Annotated in this window: 25 protein-coding genes; 18 read left to right on the top strand and 7 right to left on the bottom strand. The window is 70.7% G+C overall.

Translation table 11 applies throughout. The features are described from left to right. Nucleotides 1-42 precede the first annotated feature (42 nt). From DAETH_RS10415 to DAETH_RS10430, 4 genes are all read left to right on the top strand, one after another. Entirely contained in the window at nt 43-384 is a 342-nt protein-coding gene (locus DAETH_RS10415) for an ArsR/SmtB family transcription factor (RefSeq protein ID WP_264774833.1), read from the top strand. Next, nucleotides 381-833 (top strand): SRPBCC family protein, encoded by a 453-nt coding sequence (locus tag DAETH_RS10420; RefSeq protein ID WP_264774834.1) that lies wholly within the window; start codon nt 381-383, stop codon nt 831-833. The genes DAETH_RS10415 and DAETH_RS10420 overlap by 4 nt, the downstream gene beginning before the upstream one ends. A 110-nt stretch (nt 834-943) precedes the next feature. Continuing rightward, nucleotides 944-1,396, top strand: a complete 453-nt coding sequence (locus DAETH_RS10425) for a carboxymuconolactone decarboxylase family protein (RefSeq protein WP_264774835.1) — start codon at nt 944-946, stop codon at nt 1,394-1,396. Between the two features lie 25 nt (nt 1,397-1,421). After that, nucleotides 1,422-1,721: a hypothetical protein gene (locus DAETH_RS10430; protein ID WP_264774836.1), complete on the top strand. Its 300-nt coding sequence runs from the start codon at nt 1,422-1,424 to the stop codon at nt 1,719-1,721. 44 nt (nt 1,722-1,765) lie between these two features. On the opposite strand, the gene DAETH_RS10435 is transcribed toward DAETH_RS10430, so the two are convergent. From DAETH_RS10435 to DAETH_RS10445, 3 genes are all read right to left on the bottom strand, one after another. After that, nucleotides 1,766-2,992, bottom strand: coding sequence for an FAD-dependent oxidoreductase (locus DAETH_RS10435; protein ID WP_264774837.1), 1,227 nt, complete (start codon nt 2,990-2,992; stop codon nt 1,766-1,768). 81 nt (nt 2,993-3,073) lie between these two features. After that, complete coding sequence (locus tag DAETH_RS10440) at nt 3,074-3,622, bottom strand: putative glycolipid-binding domain-containing protein (RefSeq protein ID WP_264774838.1); 549 nt, start codon at nt 3,620-3,622, stop codon at nt 3,074-3,076. A 12-nt stretch (nt 3,623-3,634) separates the two neighbouring features. Further along, the gene (locus tag DAETH_RS10445; protein ID WP_264774839.1) at nt 3,635-4,738 is read right to left on the bottom strand and encodes a Gfo/Idh/MocA family protein; all 1,104 of its coding nucleotides are present in this window, start codon (nt 4,736-4,738) and stop codon (nt 3,635-3,637) included. Between the two features lie 90 nt (nt 4,739-4,828). On the opposite strand from DAETH_RS10445, the gene DAETH_RS10450 reads away from it, so the two are divergent. After that, nucleotides 4,829-5,395 (top strand): GNAT family N-acetyltransferase, encoded by a 567-nt coding sequence (locus DAETH_RS10450; protein WP_264774840.1) that lies wholly within the window; start codon nt 4,829-4,831, stop codon nt 5,393-5,395. A gap of 72 nt (nt 5,396-5,467) precedes the next feature. Next, nucleotides 5,468-5,779: a membrane protein insertion efficiency factor YidD gene (yidD, locus tag DAETH_RS10455; RefSeq protein ID WP_264774841.1), complete on the top strand. Its 312-nt coding sequence runs from the start codon at nt 5,468-5,470 to the stop codon at nt 5,777-5,779. Nucleotides 5,780-5,949: 170 nt separating this feature from the next. Here yidD and DAETH_RS10460 read toward each other — a convergent pair whose 3' ends face one another. After that, nucleotides 5,950-6,075 carry a hypothetical protein gene (locus tag DAETH_RS10460; protein ID WP_264774842.1) on the bottom strand — a complete coding sequence of 42 codons (126 nt, stop codon included), beginning with the start codon at nt 6,073-6,075 and terminating at the stop codon, nt 5,950-5,952. Nucleotides 6,076-6,150: 75 nt separating this feature from the next. On the opposite strand from DAETH_RS10460, the gene DAETH_RS10465 reads away from it, so the two are divergent. The 3 genes from DAETH_RS10465 (at nt 6,151) to DAETH_RS10475 (ending at nt 8,764) form a co-directional block, all read left to right on the top strand. Beyond that, nucleotides 6,151-6,708 carry a GNAT family N-acetyltransferase gene (locus tag DAETH_RS10465; protein WP_264774843.1) on the top strand — a complete coding sequence of 186 codons (558 nt, stop codon included), beginning with the start codon at nt 6,151-6,153 and terminating at the stop codon, nt 6,706-6,708. Nucleotides 6,709-6,750: 42 nt separating this feature from the next. Then, nucleotides 6,751-7,374: a hypothetical protein gene (locus DAETH_RS10470; RefSeq protein ID WP_264774844.1), complete on the top strand. Its 624-nt coding sequence runs from the start codon at nt 6,751-6,753 to the stop codon at nt 7,372-7,374. A 148-nt stretch (nt 7,375-7,522) separates the two neighbouring features. Continuing rightward, nucleotides 7,523-8,764 carry an MFS transporter gene (locus tag DAETH_RS10475; protein ID WP_264774845.1) on the top strand — a complete coding sequence of 414 codons (1,242 nt, stop codon included), beginning with the start codon at nt 7,523-7,525 and terminating at the stop codon, nt 8,762-8,764. Between the two features lie 65 nt (nt 8,765-8,829). Here DAETH_RS10475 and DAETH_RS10480 read toward each other — a convergent pair whose 3' ends face one another. Continuing rightward, nucleotides 8,830-10,146: a S41 family peptidase gene (locus tag DAETH_RS10480; RefSeq protein WP_264774846.1), complete on the bottom strand. Its 1,317-nt coding sequence runs from the start codon at nt 10,144-10,146 to the stop codon at nt 8,830-8,832. Nucleotides 10,147-10,337: 191 nt separating this feature from the next. On the opposite strand from DAETH_RS10480, the gene ftsE reads away from it, so the two are divergent. The 3 genes from ftsE to DAETH_RS10495 are packed head-to-tail and all read left to right on the top strand — an operon-like array spanning nt 10,338 to nt 13,388. Beyond that, complete coding sequence (gene ftsE / locus DAETH_RS10485) at nt 10,338-11,021, top strand: cell division ATP-binding protein FtsE (protein WP_264774847.1); 684 nt, start codon at nt 10,338-10,340, stop codon at nt 11,019-11,021. A 25-nt stretch (nt 11,022-11,046) separates the two neighbouring features. Further along, complete coding sequence (locus tag DAETH_RS10490; protein WP_264774848.1) at nt 11,047-11,910, top strand: cell division protein FtsX; 864 nt, start codon at nt 11,047-11,049, stop codon at nt 11,908-11,910. Continuing rightward, nucleotides 11,907-13,388, top strand: coding sequence for a murein hydrolase activator EnvC family protein (locus DAETH_RS10495; RefSeq protein ID WP_264774849.1), 1,482 nt, complete (start codon nt 11,907-11,909; stop codon nt 13,386-13,388). The genes DAETH_RS10490 and DAETH_RS10495 overlap by 4 nt, the downstream gene beginning before the upstream one ends. Before the next feature lie 36 nt (nt 13,389-13,424). On the opposite strand, the gene DAETH_RS10500 is transcribed toward DAETH_RS10495, so the two are convergent. Continuing rightward, nucleotides 13,425-13,817, bottom strand: coding sequence for a hypothetical protein (locus DAETH_RS10500; RefSeq protein WP_264774850.1), 393 nt, complete (start codon nt 13,815-13,817; stop codon nt 13,425-13,427). Between the two features lie 159 nt (nt 13,818-13,976). Between DAETH_RS10500 and rpsP the strand changes: the two genes are divergently transcribed. The 6 genes from rpsP to DAETH_RS10530 all read left to right on the top strand — a co-directional run bounded on the left by rpsP (nt 13,977) and on the right by DAETH_RS10530 (nt 17,357). Beyond that, nucleotides 13,977-14,225, top strand: a complete 249-nt coding sequence (gene rpsP / locus DAETH_RS10505) for a 30S ribosomal protein S16 (RefSeq protein WP_264774851.1) — start codon at nt 13,977-13,979, stop codon at nt 14,223-14,225. 163 nt (nt 14,226-14,388) lie between these two features. Further along, nucleotides 14,389-14,628 (top strand): KH domain-containing protein, encoded by a 240-nt coding sequence (locus DAETH_RS10510; RefSeq protein WP_216323202.1) that lies wholly within the window; start codon nt 14,389-14,391, stop codon nt 14,626-14,628. Continuing rightward, a complete protein-coding gene (rimM, locus tag DAETH_RS10515) occupies nt 14,625-15,164 on the top strand; it encodes a ribosome maturation factor RimM (protein WP_264774852.1) in 540 nt (179 codons plus the stop codon). The genes DAETH_RS10510 and rimM overlap by 4 nt, the downstream gene beginning before the upstream one ends. Before the next feature lie 16 nt (nt 15,165-15,180). Further along, nucleotides 15,181-16,008, top strand: coding sequence for a tRNA (guanosine(37)-N1)-methyltransferase TrmD (trmD, locus tag DAETH_RS10520; protein ID WP_264774853.1), 828 nt, complete (start codon nt 15,181-15,183; stop codon nt 16,006-16,008). A gap of 106 nt (nt 16,009-16,114) precedes the next feature. Beyond that, the gene (locus DAETH_RS10525; RefSeq protein ID WP_264774854.1) at nt 16,115-16,726 is read left to right on the top strand and encodes an LON peptidase substrate-binding domain-containing protein; all 612 of its coding nucleotides are present in this window, start codon (nt 16,115-16,117) and stop codon (nt 16,724-16,726) included. 115 nt (nt 16,727-16,841) lie between these two features. After that, a complete protein-coding gene (locus tag DAETH_RS10530; RefSeq protein ID WP_264774855.1) occupies nt 16,842-17,357 on the top strand; it encodes a hypothetical protein in 516 nt (171 codons plus the stop codon). Nucleotides 17,358-17,470: 113 nt separating this feature from the next. Here the strand turns inward: DAETH_RS10530 and purU are convergent, their stop codons facing one another. Continuing rightward, nucleotides 17,471-18,391: a formyltetrahydrofolate deformylase gene (purU, locus tag DAETH_RS10535; RefSeq protein ID WP_264774856.1), complete on the bottom strand. Its 921-nt coding sequence runs from the start codon at nt 18,389-18,391 to the stop codon at nt 17,471-17,473. Nucleotides 18,392-18,407 lie beyond the last annotated feature (16 nt).

The raw sequence follows: 18,407 nt of genomic DNA on the forward strand, positions 1-18,407 counted from the left end.
GGAGCCCTTGCAGAATCATAGCTAACTGGTTATAAATAACCTATGAGCTATCAATCGAATCTGCCCAACGCGCCGAACGAGGTGTTTCGCAGCCTGGCTGACCCGACGAGACGGGGCATCTTCGAGCACCTCGTCCGCGACGGCGAGCAGAATGTTCGGGCCCTGACCGAGCGCGCGGGCATCTCCCAGGCGGCGGTGTCCAAGCACCTCAGCGTGCTCAAGCAGGCGGGGCTGGTCCGGGACCGCCCCGAGGGCCGGACGGTGCACTACACGGCGGAGGTTCAGGGGCTGGCGCCCCTCGTCGATTGGATCGGCCTGTACGGCGCGTTCTGGCGCGACCGCTTCGACCGGCTGGAAGGGGTGCTGGACAGGATGGAACCGTGACGGCACCCGTGGCGGGCGCCCGCTCCATCGTGGTCGAGCGTTACCTGGACCACCCGCCCGAGAAGGTCTGGCGGGCTCTGACGGACGAACGGCTGCTCGGGCAGTGGCTGATGCCCGGAGACTTCCGGCCAGTGGTGGGCCACCGCTTCACCCTGCGCGCCGACCCTGTTCCCCACTGGAACGGCGTGACCGAGGGCGAAGTGCTGGTCGTGGAGCCGTGTCGGCGCCTCGTCTACCGTTGGAACACCTCTGGCGCGGCGGCGGACGGCCTGAGAACCGTCGTCACGTGGACGCTCACGCCCACCCCCGGGGGAGTCCTGCTCAGGATGGAGCAGTCGGGCTTCCGACCCCAGGACCAGCCCAACTTTCACGGCGCCACGCGGGCCTGGCAGCGGTTCACGGGCAACCTCGAACGCCTTCTTACCGTGCCGGGTGGCGGGGCCGGGTAACGCCGCCCCCCCCGGCGATCTCAGGAACCGCCTCCACCACTTCAACGGGTTCCGGGCTACCGCCCCGAGCCACGGTCAACGCCGTCCCCTTCCCGACCCAGGAGGTCACCATGCAGGAGCGGATGAAAAACCCGGCGCTCAGCGTTCCCGGCGCCATGCAGGCCCTGATTGACCTGTCGAAGGCCGCACAGCACGGCATTCCGGCTGGACTCCGGGACCTGATCAACCTGCGGGCGAGCCAGATCAACGGGTGCAGCGTGTGCGTGGCCGGACATGCCCGGGACCTCAAGGCGGCAGGGGAATCAGACGAGCGCATCTTCGCGGTCGCCGCGTGGCGCGACGCGCCGTACTTCACTGAGGCCGAGCGTGCGGCGCTGGCGCTGACCGAGGCGGCGACCCGCCTGGCCGACACCTCCGACCCGGTGCCGGACGCCATCTGGCACGAGGCGGCCCGGCACCACGACGAGCGGGCGCTCGCCTCCATTGTGCTCGCCATCGGCTCGATCAACGTCTGGAACCGGCTCAACGTCACCACGCGTCAGGTGGCCGGACAGGCGTGGTAGGCCGGGCACATCCACAGGAGGTCCCATGAACGTCACGATGATTCGCGCCACGGTGAAGCCGGAGAGCGTGCACGACCTGGAAGCGGCAGCCAGGGCCATGTTCTCGGTCCTGGAGGAGCGGCAGCCGGGAGGCGTTCGTTACGCCTCGTCCCGGCTCCCCGGCGGCACCACCTACGTCATCCTCCTGGCCCTGGAACAGCCCAACGAGAATCCTCTGCCGTCCATCCCCGAGTTCCAGGCCTTTCAGCAGGGTCTTCGGAGTTGGCTGGCGGAGGCCCCCACGGCCGAGCAGCTCAGCGTGATCGGGTCCTACCGATTGTTCTAGAGGGCGGGGAACAGGACGCGTCGCGGCTCCTCCAGAGCACGTCCTCACACCCGCTCCACTGCCCAGCGCGGGTGCAGCCGCACCGGCCTCAGCCCATACGCCGTCACGTACCCGGGCAGGCGGCGCAGGCCGGGCAGGCCGTGCAGCACCCGGATCAGGGTGGTGGGGACGTGGAGCTGGGCCCCGGCGTGCACCCCCACGACCTCGCGCTCCTGGATCACCTGCTGACCCTGAAGCACGGCGATCTGCCACGCGCGCTCCCGCTGCACCCGCGCGAGGTGCCGGGGCCGCACCCTTCCTGCCCGCAACGGCCCGCACAGCACGTTCGCCGCCGCCACCGCGTCCTGCACCGCCATGTTGATCCCCATGCCGCCGATGGGCGAGATGGGATGCGCGGCGTCCCCGATCAGAAGCAGACCGGGCCGCCACCAGCGCCGGACGCGCGCCACCTCGACCGCGAGGAGGTGGAGCTGTGCCCACTCGGTCAGCAGTCCCACCCGGTCGGCGAGCCAGGGGATCGTCTCGGCGACGGCCTGCCGGATAGGGCCGACGCCGCGCTCCCGGGCCTGGGCGTAGCTGTCCTTGCGGATGGAGTACCCCACCTGCCAGCGCTCGCCGTGGTCGGTGGTGACGATGCAGTGGGGGCCGCCGAGGTGGAGGTCGATGCTGCCGCCGGGGTCGTCCTCCCTGCGCGGCAGGGCGAACCACAGCACGTCCTGCCCCGGCGAGAGGCGCCGCAGGGAGAGGCCCGAGAGCGCCCGCACCTTGGAAAAGCGCCCGTCGGCCCCCACGGTAAGCCGGGCGGGGAGGTCTTGCAGCGTGCCGCCCTGCCGGTAGCGCACCCCCGTCACCCGACCGCCCTCCTCCAGCAGCCCCTCGACCCGGGCGCCCATGACGACCCGGGCGTGCGGATACCGCCCCAGCTCCCCGGCGAGGAAGGTCAGGAAGCGGGACTGGGCCATGACGGTCAGGTAGGGGTAGGGCGTGCGCAGGCGCGAGAAGTCGGCGATGACCTGGGTACGCGCGGGCGTGATGAAGCGGGCGCGGTGGGCGCGGGTGTGGGCCAGGCGCAGCAGGGGCGCGGCGAGGCCCAGCCCCGCGAGGAGTTCCATGATCGCCGGGTGGAGGGTGTCGCCCCGGAAGGAGCGCTCGAAGTCGCGGGCCGCCTCCAGCACGGTGACGGGGATGCCCTGGCGCGCGAGGAGCAGGGCCAGGATCATGCCCGCCGGGCCACCCCCGACGATGCACACGTCCTCCGCTCCCGGCAGCATGACGGGCATTCTGCCGGGGGGAGGGAGAGCGCGGCTGTAGGCGATGACGCGGGTTCGGCGGGGTCGCGGCTTGCGCCTCCCTTAAGACTGCTGCCCAGGCCCCACTCTCTCGAAGGCCCCCGGGTAGCGGGTGACGAGCCCCTGCGCGTCCACCGTGATCTCCACCGCGTACCCGCTCTCCAGGTTCTCGTAGCGGTACGTGTGCTCGGCGAGGCGGGTGTAGCGTTGCGGGACCGCCCGCACCCCCAGCTCCGGCACCCCCACCCACGCGGCGAGGACCACCGCTCCCGCCCCCACGGGCAGGTTCAGGCGGCGCAGGGGCAGGGTATTCGTGAAGGGCGTGGCCTGAATGTCCACGTCGGTGCAGCCTGTCAGTTCGGGGAGGGGTCGCCCGTGATCGTCGCTCCAGCCGCCGTCCCAGCTCCGCCGCAACTGGAGGGTGGGGCCGTCCACCACCCGCAGGGTCGTCAGGCGGGGATGCCCGTCGGGGTCGATCTCCACCACGTACCCCAGGGTGAAGACCCCGGCGCCCGCCCGCCCGATCACCGTGCCCCGCGCCCGCGAGGCGCCCAGCCGCAGGTGCTCCAGACTCTCCCCGCGCGAGTCCACGCCACGCCACAGCACGTCCACCGCCCCACCCGCCTACTGACTCGCCGCCTCAGGTTTCTCTCCCCGGAACACGTCCCGCCCCGGCGCGGGCTGGAGGCGCACCACCTGGCCGGTCCTCGCGCTCTCGTAAATCGCGTCCATGATGCGGTGGTCCTGCACGCCCTCCTCGCCGGGGGTCCAGGGAACACGGCCGTCGCGCACCCGCTGGGCGAAGTGGTCGAACTCCAGCCCGAACTGGTCCTCGTCGGGGAGCCCCGGTTGAAAGTCGCCCTGCCCGTCCGAAATGGTCAGGCTCAGGCCCTGGTACGTGAAGGCGGGGTCCATCAGCACCGTGCCCTCCTCGCCGAGCACGCGCAGGGTGGCGGTCTTGTGGACGCCGTAGCTCGTGAGGCAGTTGGCGACGACGCCCTCCGGGAAGCCCAGCACGAAGCTCACCGACTCCTCGACCTCCCGGAAGCGGGGATCATCTTTCGGCTGGTGCAGGGTGGCGAAGACCCACTCGGGCTCGGTGCCGAGGACGAAGCGCACGGTGTTCAGGCTGTAGATGCCCACGTCGGGGAGGGGGCCGCCGCCCGCAAGCCTCTGCTTCATGCGCCACGCCTCCGGGTCGTCCTCCGACTGCCCGTGGATGGAGTCGAGGAGCTTGACCCTGCCGAGCCGCCCGCCCTGCACCGCCTCGCGCGCCGCCCAGTGGTACGGCGTGTACTGGCAGCGGTAGGCGGTCATCAGCAGGACGTTCGCGGCCTTACAGGCGTCCACCATCGCCTGCGCCTCCCCCGCGTTCACCGACAGGGGCTTCTCGCACAGGACATGCTTGCCCATCCGCGCCGCCCGCTCCACGTACTCGCGGTGGAGGCTGTTGGGCAGCACGATGTAGACGGCCTCCACGTCCTCGCGGCCTTTCAGGTCCTCGAAACGCTCGTACGGGTACACGTCCCCGTCCGTGAGGTCGAGGGCGCGGGCGTAGGCGCGGCCCTTCTCCTCGTCGTCGGTGACGAGGGCGGCGATGGCCGCGTGCCTGCTCGTCCGGGCGGCGGGGATGAGTTCCTCCGCGCTGAGCTGCCCGAGGCCGACGATGGCGAAGCCCACGCGGCGGGACTCGGATTCGGGGAGGGGCAGGTCCGGTTTCAGGGGCATGGAGTCACCGTAGGCCAGCGGGATGGGCCCTGCCGACCGGGTGTGCTGAGCGGTCCTTCACCGTTCGCCGCCCCGTATCCTGCTTTCAGGATGACCCAGCCCGTCCACATCCGCCCCGCCCGCCCCTTCGACGCGGCCTTCGCGGTGCCGCTCGTCCAGGCGACGGTCGGGAGGATCGGGCTCGCCCTCACGGGCGCGGCGTCGGACACCGAGGCGGCGCGGGTGCTGCTGGGCTTCTTTCCGCTGGCCGGAAACCGCCTGAGCCACAGGAACACGCTGATCGCCGAGGGACCGGGCGGGCCGCTGGGGCTGGCCGTCGCGTACCCCGGCTCGGAGGCGGAGGCGCTGGACGCCCCCTTCCACGAGCGGCTGCGGGCCCTGGGCCTCCCGGACCGCATCGACCCCGAGGCCACGCCGGGCGAGCTGTACCTCGACACGCTGGCGGTGGCGCAGGGAGCACGGGGACGGGGGGTGGGCGGTCTGCTGCTGGGCACGGTGGCGGCGCGGGCGCGCGACCTGAGCCTTCCGCGCGTCGGCCTGCTCGCCGGGGCAGAGAACCGGGCGGCGCGCCTCTACGAGCGGCACGGCTACCGGGCCGTCGGGGAGCGGGTGGTGGCAGGCGAACGGTACAGGCACCTCGTCCTCGACCTGACCTGAGACCGGGCGCTCCCGGCTTCACCGTCGTTTGAGCCACCCCTTCCCGGCGCCGCCCACCCGTTACGGTGGGGCATGACTCCGCTCGACCGTCTCACCCTGTCCGGGATCGGCCTCTACCGGCGCCTCCTCTCGCCCTGCAAGGGCTTCCGCTGCGCGCACGCGGCGCTCCACGGCGGCGAGTCGTGCTCGGCGGCGGTGGCCCGCATCGTGCGCGAGGACGGCCTGTCCGGGGGACGGGCCCGTATCGCCGCCCGCTTCGGGGAGTGCCGGGCGGCCCACCGCCTCCTGCGCGGCGGCTCGCCCCTCGCCCTCGGGACGGACGGGCCGCGCGTGCGGGGCGTGTGCTGCTGCGGGCCGATCCCGATCCCCTTCCGCTGCGGCTAGCCCTTATCTCACCGCTGCCTTCCGCCGGGAGGGGCTTGTCCTTGTCGTTCACGGCGGGCCAGCGGGTTCCCGGGTCCACCTCGGGGCTGCCCACGGCGATCAGGCCGCCCGCGCCCACGAGGTCACGCAGCCGGGCGAGAGGAGCGTAGCCGTCCGCGCAGGTCGCGCCCTTAGAGGGAGTCGTTCGGGATGGTGACGGTCATGGCGGGCCCACTGGCGGCGAGGGCGGGCGTGAGAACGGCGGGGAGCGCGAGGAACGCGGGCGACCAGGCGAGGCGGGAGAGACGCGCGGGCATGGCGCACGGGGTACAGGAGGGCGGGGGAGCCCGGCCCGAACCCGTGGCCCGCCGGACTGTGGCATGGTGGGCCCGATGTTCGCCGACTCCTCCCACGTCATCCTGCGTGACCGCCAACTCCGGGACCTGCCGGTCCTCACCCGCTGGCTCACCGACCCCGGGGCCGAGTGGCGCCGCTGGGACGCGCCCTACTTCCACGCCGAGACCACGACCGAGACCATGCGGGCGTACGTGGACCACCTCGCCCAGACGCCCCCCGACCCCGACGAGCAGGTCATCGACCTGAACGGCGAGTGCGTGGGCATGGTCAACCGCTCGGAGGAGTCCCCGGGGGGCGGCGGCTGGTGGGACCTGGGCATCCTGATCTACGACCCCCGGCACTGGGGCGGCGGGGTGGGCACGCGGGCTCTCGCGCGCTGGGTGGCCGACACCTTCACCTGGACGGACGCGCACGTCGTCACGGTCACGACCTGGGGCGGCAACGAGCGCATGATCGGGGCGGCGCGGCGGGTGGGCTTCCGGGAATGTATGCGGGTGCGGGAAGCGCGGGTGGTGGACGGGAGGCGCTACGACAGCGTCCGCCTCGACCTGCTGCGGAGCGAGTGGAGGGCTCGGGCGGGGACGCTAGGGTAAGGGGGTGAGGGTCCCCCGCCGCCTCCCGTCCCCACCCCGACCATGAGCCCGCACAAGTCCCCCAGGCCCAAGGGCCCGCCGCCCCTCAACCCACCCGGCTTCCTGGCGACCCAGGACCTCAAGGAGCGCGGGTGGACGCCGCGACTCATCGAGAAATTCCTGGGAGAGCACGACGCCAAGCGCGAGAACGGCCTCAAGATGGGCCGACGCCGCCTCCCACCCGTCAAGCTCTACCGCGAGGAACGGGTGGTGGAGGCCGAGCGCGACGAAAGTTTCCTCGTCGCCCAGGCCCGCGCCGCCGACGCCCGCGAGCGGGCCGAGCGCCGCCGGGAGACCCGTCAGGCCGAACGCGCCGCCCTCCTGCGCTCGGCCGCCGAGACCTACACCCCCGTCATCCACCCCGAGCCGCTGCGCAAGGGGGCCGTGCGCCTCGCCCGCGAGCCACACCTCTCCGGGCTGGAGGCCACCCTCACCCGCCTGACGGGCGAGATCGGCAAAGTCACGGCGACCGAGGAGGCGACCCTGCGCGCCCTGCTGCTGGACCGCCTGCACGGGGCGTTGGCCGCCACCTACCCCTGGTATCCGACCCCCAACGCGGCGAAGGCCAAGAAAGCGGCCAGCCGCGAGGCGAGGCCCAGCGACTGGCGGGAGTGGGAGTGGGACTGAAAGACGCTCCGCCCTGCGGGGCTGCTACAGTGACGGCACGTTCATGACCGTCTCTCCCCCGTAACCGGCAGATCAGGGAAAGCTCCATCCTCTTCTCCCTGTGTTCCCCCACGTCCTCGTGGGGAACTGGCCTGTGACCGGAGTTCACATGAACTACGCCGAGACACGCGCGACCCGCGTGCCCGCCTTCAACCGCCTGTGGGCCGCCGAGACCCTCTCCGTCCTGGGCCAGCAGGTCGCCCTGCTCGCCCTCCCGCTCATCGCCGCCGTCACCCTGAGGGCGACCCCCGCGCAGATGGGGCTGCTCGTCGCCTTCGAGACCGCGCCCCTGCTGCTGCTGAGCCTCGTGGCGGGCGTCTGGATCGACCGCCGTCCCAGGCGACCCGTCCTGGTGTGGGCCGACCTCCTTCGTGCCGCTGCCCTCCTCTTCATCCCACTGGCCGCCCTCGCCGGGGTCCTGCGCCTGGAACTGCTGTACGCCGTGGCCTTCGTGGTCGGAACCCTGAGCGTCTTTTTCAACGTCGCGTACCAGGCCCTCCTGCCCGACGTGGTGCCCCGGGCGGCCCTGACCGACGCCAACAGCAAACTCGAAACCTCGCGCTCGGGGGCGGAGGTGCTCGGCCCCGGCCTGGGAGGGCTGCTGATCGGGGTGGTCGGCAGCCTCGCGGCGGTATGGCTGAACATCCTGACCTTCGTGGCCTCGGCCGTCCTCCTGGGTGGTCTCCGCACCGCCGAACACGTGACTCCCCGGCAGACCTCGGGACCGCTTCTGACGGGGCTGCGGGAGGGCCTGGGGTACGTCTGGTCTCACCCGCTCATCCGTCCGCTGGTGCTGTGTGCGAGCACCCTCAATCTCGCCCAGGGCCTGCTGGACGCCCTGCTGGTCCTGCACCTCAGCCGTGATCTGGGGTTGACCCCGGCCCAGATCGGCCTGGTGTACATGGGCGGCAACGTGGGATTCCTGCTGGGCGCCCTGCTCTCCGGGTGGGTCGCCGCCCGGCTGGGGTTGGGGCGTGCCGCCCTCGGGGCCGCGCTCGTCGCGGGCGTGGGACTCCTGCTGGTGCCGGTGTCGGGGGCGTTCGGGCCCTTCGCCATTCCCGGCCTGATCCTGGCCCGTCTGCTCTTCGGATTCGGGGCTGTGGTGTTCTCGGTGGGACATGTCAGCCTGCGCCAGGCGATCACCCCGCGTGAGTTGCAGGGCCGGATGCACGCCAGCGTGCGCTTCTTCGCCGGAGGGGTGGTGCCGCTCGGCGCATTGATCGGCGGGCTGGTGGGACAGCGGTACGGAACCCAGACCGCCCTGCTCGCGGCGGGGCTGATCGGGCTCACCGCCTGGCTGTGGCTGTGGCGGACGGACGTGCCCCGGATGGCCTCCGCCGACCCCACCTGATCCCAGAACGAAGAGGGCGCCTCTGTGTCGCGGAGGCGCCCTGCCGACTGCTGAAAGTTGACCGCTTACTGAAGCAGCTCGATCCCCTTCTTCAGGATCGCGTCGCCCTGGGTGTCCACCACGGCCTCGCCCTGGGTGGTCGAGCGGGTGGGGCGCTTGACCTCGGCGGTGTAGGTGAACTTGCCGTCCTTGTCGGCGGTCACGGTCACGGGCTTGCCGTCCACCGTCACGGTGAGCTTCGCGCCCGCCGTCAGGCCGCTGCCGCTGAAGTTCAGGGGCGTGGTGTAACGGGTGTCTTTCACCACCACGTCGGGCGTGATGCCCTTCTTGTGGATCTGGCGGCCCCCCGGCGTCAGCCACTCGCTGTTCACGATGGCGACCTTGCCGCCGTCCGCCGTCTCGAAGGGAAGCTGCGCCACGCCCTTGCCGAAGGTCTGCTCACCCACGATGCTCGCGCGCTTGGTGTCCTGGAGGGCGCCCGCGACGACCTCACTCGCCGAAGCGCTGTTCTTGTTCACGAGGACGACGAGCTTGCCCGTGTAGTCGCTGGCGCTCGTGGTGGCGGGGTCATAGACCTCGGTGCGGCCGCTGCGGTCGCGCAGGCTGACGATGGTGCCCTTCGGGAGGAACTGGTCGGCCACGTCGGTGCCCGCGTTCAGCAGCCCGCCGCCGTTGTCGCGCAGGTCGAGGATGAGCTTTTGCACGTTCCGCTTCTTCATGTCGGCGACCGCCGCGTTGAACTGCTCGATCACCTTCTCGTTGTAGAAGGTGTTCAGGGCGATATAGCCGATATTTCCCGGCAGCACCGTCTTCTCGACGCTGACCACCGTCACGGGCTGGCGCTCCATCTTCACGGTGTACGGCTTGCCGTTCCGAGCAAAGGTCACGCCCACGGTGGTGCCCCGCTGGCCGCGCACGAGGCGCACGATCTCGTTGAGCTTGCTCGTCAGGACCTCGGTGTCGCCGATCTTCACGAACACGTCGCCGATCTGCACTCCGGCATTCGCGGCGGCCCCGCCCTTGAAGACGTTGTCCACCTTGCCGCCCGTGCCGTCGGGGTTGGCGCCCACCAGCGTCACCCCGATGCCGTAGAACTCCCCGGCGAGGTTCTCGGCGTCGATGGCGTTGTCAGCGGGCTCGGAGTAGTATGTGAACTCGTCGTCCAGGCTGCCGAGCGCCCCGTTGATCGCGCCGCGCAGCACCTTCTCGTCGTCCACCTTGTAGAGATAGAAGCGGTCGAGGCCGCCCAGCACCTGAAGGAGCGCCTGGCCCGTCTTGGACTTCGTCAGTTCCGATTCGGTATAGCCGCCGAGCTGGGCGTATCCCACGGCGGCGGTGGCGGCGAGCGCCCCGGCCACGAGCGTCATGCGTTTGCGGTTCACCGGAACAAGATAGGGCGGGCGGGTGATGGAAGTTTGAGTCTCTTGTCACCAGCCCGCTTCCCCCTGCCGGGGGCCGCCGTCATGAGGGACTCTTCATGGTTTCCTGAACCCTCTGGGCTATCCTGGGCCGCGAGCATGACGCGACCGTTCCCCCTGCTCTGCCCCCGGACCGCCCCCCAAGCGAGGCGGGCATGATCGAGTTCCGCAACGTGACCCTGGAGTACCCGGTGACCCGCACCCTCGCACTCGACGACCTGACCATGTCGGTGGGCAAGGGGGAGTTCGTGTACCTCGTCGGCCACTCGGGGGCGGGCAAGAGCAGCTTCATGAATCTGGTGCTCAAGCGGGCCCTGCCCACCCGGGGCGAAATCCGGGTCGTCGGCGAGCCGCTGACCCGCTACCGGGGCCGCCGCACCGCCCTGCTGCGCCGCCGTATCGGCACCGTCTTCCAGGAAAACCTGCTGCTGGAACACCTGAACACCCAGGACAACGTGGCCTTCACCCTGCGGGTCACGGGCGTACCGCAACGCGAGTGGCCCGCCCGGGTGAACGCGGCCCTGCGGACCGTGGGCCTGGAGCACAAGAAGCACGCCCTCCCCCTCCAGCTCTCCCAGGGCGAGCAGCAGCGCGTCGCCATCGCCCGCGCCATCGTGAGCGACCCGCCCCTGCTGCTGGCCGACGAGCCCACCGGCAACCTCGACCCCGAGAACGGGCGCGAGGTGCTCAAGGTCCTCCAGAACGTCAACCTGCGGGGAACGACCGTCATCGTCGCCACACACGCCCGCGAACTCGTGGAGACCTTCCGCCACCGCACGCTGACCCTGCGCAAGGGGAAGCTGGTGCGGGACGATCCCTACGGGGGCTACGCGCTGTGAGGGCACCGCACCGTGGAGGCAGGGCGTGACCTACCACCTCCGCCAGGCCCTCCTCGCCATGCGCGGGAACCTCACGGCGACCTTCGCCACGCTGATGACGATGACCCTCACGCTGCTGATGCTGGGCTTCGTGCTGCTCCTCACCCTGAACGTGAACCGGACCCTCGCGCAGCTCGAATCGCAGGTGGAGGTGGCGGCCTTCCTGCGGGACGGGGCGGACGGGCAAAGGCTCCTGACCCAGGTGAGGGCGCTGCCCCAGGTGCGCGAAGCGACCCTCGTCACGAGTGAACAGGTGCTCGGCGAGATGACGCGCGACTACCCGTACGCGCGCGACGCTGCCGAACTCGCCGGGAACCCCTTCCCCGACACGCTGCGGATGCGAGTCTCCCGGGTGGAGGACTCGCGCGCCGTCGCCCGGGCGGTCGAGACCCTCGCCGGGGTGGAGGACGTGGAGTACGGGGCCGGGTACGTGGACCAGACGGTGCGGACCCTGACCGCCGTGCGCGGGGCGGGGTACGCGCTCGTGGGGCTGCTGCTGCTCGGGACCTTATTCAACATCCTCAACGCCGTGCGGGTCGCCATGTACGCCCGGCGGCAAGAGATCAGCGTGATGCGGCTCCTCGGAGCGACGCGCGGCTTCATCCGGATGCCGCACGTCATCGAGGGGCTGATCCTGGGGGTCACGGCGTCGGCGCTCGCCCTGGCGCTGCTGACGCCGACGTACCTCGAACTCGCCGAGCGGGTGGGGCTGTTCGCGCCCGTCTTTCCCGTCGTGCGCGACCTGCCCACGCTGCTCCCCATCCTGGGGGCGGTGGGGGGGCTGGGCGTCGTCATCGGCTTTTTCGGCAGCCTCTTCGCGTCCCGCCGCTACCTGCGGGAACTCGAATGAGGCGCCGCTGGGTCCTGCCCACGCTCCTCTCGGCGGCCCTGCTGGCGGGCGCCCAGACGACGAGCGAGCGGCTGGAGAGCTTGCAGCGCGAGTTGGGGCAGCAGCGGCAACTCAGCACCGGGCAGCGCCAGGAACTCGAACGCCTGCGCGCGAACATCGAGAACTTGACGGCGCAGCAGCGGCAGACCCTCGCCCGGCTCGACGCGCTGGCGGGAAACGTTGCCGACCTGGAGAACCAGGCGGCGACCCTGGCCGCGCGGGTGGCCCTCGCCGAGCGGCAACTCGCCGACACGACGGCCCAGCGCGACCTCACCGAGAAGCGGGTGGTCCGCCTCCAGGGGGACGTGCGCGGACTGCTGGGCGCCCTCTACCGCGAACGGAGCGGGCGGTATCTCCAGCTTCTCTCGCAGTCGGCCAACCTCTCGGACCTCCTGATCCGGCTGCGGTACGCCAACCTCGCCGGGCAGCACAACGTCGAGGTGATCGAGACGCTGCGGGGAGCGGTGCAGACGCTCACGGCGCAGCAGGCGCAGGAACGGCAGCAGGCGGCAACCCTCCAGGGGCTGCAAACCCAGCGCCTCGCCCGGCTGGAGGAGTTGCGCGACCGCCGCGCCGAGCAGCAAACCCTGCTCGCCTCCCTGCGCCGCAGCGAGCGGAGTCAGCGCACCCTCGCCGCGCAGACGCAGGCCGAGCAGGCGCTCACCGCCCGGACCATCGACGGGCTGGTGGGCGCCGTGGTGAGGGAACGTGTCCGGCTGGAGGCCGAGCGCCGCCGCCGCCTGGAGGAAGAACGACAGCGCCGCGAGGCCGAGTTGCGCCGCATCCGCGAGGCCCAGGAACGCGCCCGGCAGGAGGCGTTGCGCCTGGCCCGCCTCCGCGCCGAGCAGGAGCGGCAAGCCCGCCTCGCCCGGGAGCGCGCCCAGGCCGAGGCCGAAGCCCGTGCCCGCGCGCAGGCCGAGGCAAGAGCGCAGGCGGCACGCGAAGCCGCCCTCGCCGCCCAGCGCCAGCGGGAAGCGCAACTCCGCAGCGAGCAGGCGGCCCTCAGCCAGCGTCAGAGCCAGGTGCAGCAGGAGGCGGCGCAGGTCGAGCGGCAGCTTTCTCCCCTGCCCCTGAGCGGTGGCCCGGTCGGCTTTCCCCTCCCCGGGGGGAGTGTCACCCAGCCCTACGGGGCGAACGGGGCGCAGTGGGTGGTCCTCGGTGCCCCCGACGGCACCCCCGCCGTCGCCGCCCTCGACGGCAACGTGATCGCCACGACCTACTACGCCAGCCTGGGCTGGGTCGTCCTGCTCGACCACGGCCCCACCGTCACCGCCTACTTCGGCCTGCAAGACTCCCGGGTCGGCGTCGGCGAACGGGTCGCGCGCGGCACCCCCCTCGGCTCGGTGGGCGGCAGCCCCATCTTCGGGCCGGGGCGGATGGCCTTTCAGGTCAACAGCGTGAGCGGGGGGAGCCGGAGGCCGGTGGCGCCGCCGTTTTGAGGGAAAAGCGCAAGAGCTATCTACCTCCGTTCAAACCTACGACCAAGCAAGGCTTTCAAGCCGACCACCAGTCGCCAGCCAATGGCTGAAGGCAGCTTGCGCTTGTCCGCGCGTTACCGTTTCACTCCACCTCCGGGTAAAAACCTCTGTATCGTCATCGAAAACAACCTCATCGGCTTGCACGGTTAGGAGGGCAGGGTCGGTCACGTAATGCTCCCCATGCTCATGGAGTCTCACCAAAGCTCGACTACCGCTGAACCAAACCTTAAAGCAGCCGAGACTTACACGGCCTTTTACATGCTCGACAGTGTAAAAGACAGGCAGGTCACCCACTGGTTGGATGGCCTCAAGGACTTCCTTTGCATTCTTGAGGTTGAGGTTCTCAAGCCTACGGCCCGACGCGAAGCGAATGGTCTCGACTTCAAACACCCGGCCACCATACCCCCTTGCCCCTCCCCCCTCTTCTCTGATACTCTCCTTCGGTGCGCTTCCGGTTGGCTGCTGCGGGCGCATGATCCCCGCGACCTAGGCGGGAGACCACCCTCACCACCCCAACCCGAGGCCTGGCCTCCAGAGGTACTTCCCAACATGGTCAAGATTCGCCTGTCCCGTTTCGGCTCTACCCACAACCCCCACTACCGCATCGTGGTCGCGGACTCCCGCCGTCCTCGCGACGGTGGCTACATCGAGAGCCTGGGTCACTACGACCCCCGCAAGAGGACCGAGACCTACCTGAAGATCGACGCCGAGCGCGCCGCCTACTGGCTCGCCCAGGGCGCCCAGCCCACCGACACCGCCCGCCGCCTGCTCAAGTCGCAGGGCGTCAAGCTCGGCTGAGGCGACCACACAAACGAGAAAGGGGCTCCTGCGGGGGCCTCTTTTTTGGTGAGTGGGAAGTGGTACGTGGTCAGTGGGGAAAGCGAGGCGGGAGCCTGAAGCTCTGGCTTCCGGCCCCCACTCACCACTAACCACGCACCACTCACCCTCTACAATGCGCCCCATGAAGACCGACCCCGTGGAACTGACGCTCTTTCTGGCGCAGAGCGTGGTGGACCAGCCCTCGCTGGTGCGCGCCTCCAAGCGCGGGCCGACCGTGATCGTGCGCGTCGGGCCCGGCGAGGAGGGGCGGCTGATCGGGCGGCAGGGGCGCGTGATCCAGGCCATCCGTACCCTCGTGCGCGCGGCGAGTGACCCCCGCGAGCGCGTGAACGTGGACCTCGACGCGCCGCGCAAGTCGTGACCGCGCCGGAAGACACCACCCGCCTGGGGTACTTCCTGGGCCCGCACGGCGTTCAGGGCGGGGTCAAGGTATACGTGCTGGGCGACCCCGCGCAACTTCTGGACCTGCCCCGTGTGTGGGTGGAGGGCCGGGGCTGGTTGCGGGTGCGCCGGGCCGAGTCCGTCCCGCCCGGCGTGGCCCTGCACCTCGCCGGAGTCACCACGCGCGAGGGGGCGGAGGCGCTGCGGGACCTCAACGTCTTCGCCGCCGACAGCGACCTGCCCGAGTTGGAGGAGGGGAGCTACTACTACCACGAGTTGCGCGGCCTCCCGGTGCTGGGGGCGGACGGCGCGCGGCTGGGCGAGGTGCGGGACGTGACGGACGGCGGGCACCAGGACCTCCTCGTCGTCACGCACGAACGGGGGGAGGACTTCGTGCCCTTGCAGGCGCCGTACGTGGTCGTGCAATCGGGGGAGACGGGCAGGCCCGCCGCCATCGCCCTCACTGAGGACGCGCCGGGGGGACTGCTGGGGGAGGGGGCGGAGGAGGCACGCTGAGCCTCCATTCCCTCCCATGCTGACCTTCTCCTTCCTCACCCTCTTTCCCGAACTGCTCGCGCCCTTCGCCTCGGAGGCGATTCTGGGCAAGGCGGCGGCGCGGGGGCTGATCCACGTGAACCTCGTGAACATGCGCGACTTCGCGGGGAACAGGCACGCGAAGGTGGACGACACGCCCTACGGCGGCGGCGCGGGCATGGTGATCCGGGTGGACGTGGCGGAGCGGGCTTTGAGCAGCCTCCCCCCCGCCGACGAGGTGATCCTCTTCACGCCCGCCGGGGAGCGGTTCACCCAGCGGACGGCGGAGGAACTCTCGACCAGGACGCACCTCGCCTTCCTGTGCGGGCGCTACGAGGGCTTCGACGCGCGGGTGGAGGGGCTCGTCACGCGCGAGCTGAGCATCGGCGACTTCGTGACCATGGGGGGCGAGGCGGCGGCCGCCTGTGTGCTGGAGGCGGTCGCGCGGCTGCGGCCCGGAGTGCTGGGCGACGAGGACTCGCACCGGGCCGACTCCTTTTCGAGCGGGCTGCTGGACTACCCGGAATACACCCGGCCCCCCGAGTGGAGCGGGCAGGGCGTGCCGGAGGTCCTGAAGGGCGGCCACCACGGCGCGGTGGCCGCCTGGCGGCGGGGGCAGGCCCTGGCGCGGACGCTCTCAAGGCGGCCCGACCTCCTGCCCACGGCGGGGCTGACCCCGCAGGACAGCGCCCACCTCCTGGCGCTGGGGGTCACAATGGAGCAACTGGCGGAGTGGGGGGCGCCCCCACCTCCCGCCCCGAAGCGGGTCAAACGCCGACCGCGCGCCGTGACCACCGCCGACTCGGAGGACCGCTCAGAAAGTTGAGCGCCGGTCCCGCGTCCGGGGTTGATGGTCGAGGAGGCGGGAATTTGCGCTTGTAGTCGAGCTTCTGTGATCCGCGCCTAGTTCGGCTTTCCCGGATGGGCGCAGCATGGGAACTGAGATGCAGGTGCCCCTCTTTCCCCTTCCCAACCTGGTCCTGTTTCCGGGACAGGTGCTGCCGCTGTACGTGTTCGAGCCCCGCTACCGGGAGTTGCTCGCCCGCGTGCTGGAAAACGGGGAGCCTTTCGGGATCGTCCGCATCCGCTGGTCGAGCGAGGCCTCGCCCCTTCCCTTCCACCAGCGGGTGTCGCGGGTGGGGACGCTGGCGCACGTCACCCGCGCCCAGCGCCACGAGGACGGCACGAGCAGCATCCTGGTCGTGGGCGGCGAACGTTTCACCGTGCAGGACTTCGACCTGTCTCACACCTACCTCAGCGCCGACGTGGCCCTCGCGCCCCTGGAGCCCGGTCCCCTGGAGGAGTCTGCCGTGGACGCCCTCGCCCGGCACCTGCTGTCGGGTGTGGTGCGTCTCTACCCCGACAATGCCGAGGCGATCCTCGACAACGCCCCCGAGGCCCCCCTGCTGATCGCCAGCTTCGCCGCCGCCCTGCTCCCCCTCACCCCCGAGCAGCGGGAGGAGGCGCTGGGGGCCCCGACCCTCAAGGGCCGCCTGGAGGCGCTGCTGGGCTTCGTGCCGACGGAGGCGCGGGAGTTGAACTAGCCGAACCGAGGCGGGCCGGGGCCGTCTGGACCGGAATGCCTCGGCCCGGGAACTCTGCCCGTACAGTGAACGGGCCGTCTCCTCATTCCGCCTCTCCCCTCCCCGAGGTCCAGCCATGAACCCGTTGCTTCCCGGCGCCCTGGCCCTGCTCCTCGCCTCGCAGGCAACAGATACCCGCGTCACCGTTCCCGGCACGAGCGTCAGCCTCGCCCTCCCAGCGGGCTTCGTGCCCATGCCCCCGGACGTTATCGCCCTCAAGTATTCGCGCGGTGGCACCCCCCCGGCCTACGTCTACTCCACCCCCGGCCCGAGCTGGGCGGTCAACATCGCCTTCGCCGTGCGGAACGTCGAGTTGCCGCCCGGCGACCTGGCCCCCGTGCGGGCTGCGCTGGAACGGTCGGTGCAGGGGACGCCAGGCCTGCGCTGGGTGGGGCACGGGATCGAACGAGTCGGGAACCGGGACTGGATCGTGCTGCGCTTCTGGGTGAACGGCCTGGATCAGCCGATCTACAATCACCTGCGCGCCTCCCGGGAGGGGGACAGGACGCTCCTCGTCACCGCCAACGTGACCAAGGCGCTGTATCCCAAGTACGCCGCTCAGCTCGACGAGGCGATGAAGAGCCTGAAGTAACGCCCGTCAGAGCATCAAGAAGCTTGTCCTGTCAGGCTTGGCGAAAGAGCTCTGTTACGAAGAGGAGCCCCCTGGCCTCCCTCAGGCTGACCGTGCTTCCCGCGTCAACCGCTTCAGAACACCACCGTCTTGTTCCCGTACACCAGCACCCGGTCCTCGACATGGGCCTTCACCGCCCGGGCGAGGACCTGGCGCTCCACGTCGCGGCCCAGGCGCATCAGGGTGTCGGGCGTCTCGCGGTGGGTCACGGGAACCACGTCCTGGGCGATGATCGGCCCGGCGTCGAGTTCTTCGGTGACGTAGTGGCTCGTCGCGCCGATCAGCTTGACGCCCCGGTTGAAGGCCGCGCGGTAGGGGTTGGCGCCGATAAAGGCGGGCAGGAAGGAATGGTGGATGTTGATGACGGGGCGCCCGAACCCGCTCAGGAAGTCGCCCGAGAGAATCTGCATGTAGCGGGCGAGGACGGCGAAGTCGACGTCGGCCTCCCTTAGGAGTCGCACCTGCTCGGCCTCCGCCTCCGCCTTGTTCTCCTTCGTCACGGGCACGACGTGGAAGGGGATGCCGAACATCTCTGCGTCCCGGCGCAGGTCCTCGTGGTTGGAGAGGACGAGGGGCAGGTCGACGTTGAGTTCCCCCCGCCGCTTGCGCCACAGCAGGTCGAGGAAGCAGTGGTCGTACTTGCTCACCAGGATCGCCATGCGCTTGGGCTGGGTGGTGTAGCTCAGGCGCCAGTCCATCCCGAAGGGCTCGGCGACGACGCTGGAAAAGGCCCGCTCGAAGGGGCCACGGGCGAGGTCGAGGCCGTCGAGATGGAACTCCATCCGCATGAAGAAGATCCCGCCTGCGGGGTCGGTGGAGTGCTGGTCACTGTGGATGATATTCGCCCCGTGGTTGTGCAGGAACTGCGAGACGGCGGCCACGATTCCCCCCCGGTCCGGGCAGGTGATGGTCAGGGTGGCGGTGTTCAGCGGGTCGAGCCTCGGGGGGCTGGGCTTCTGGGGGCTGTGCTCTGTGGAGTTGGGCGCGGCCGTCATGTCCGGGCCAGGATAA

This window comes from Deinococcus aetherius (assembly GCF_025997855.1).
GTDB lineage: Bacteria > Deinococcota > Deinococci > Deinococcales > Deinococcaceae > Deinococcus > Deinococcus aetherius.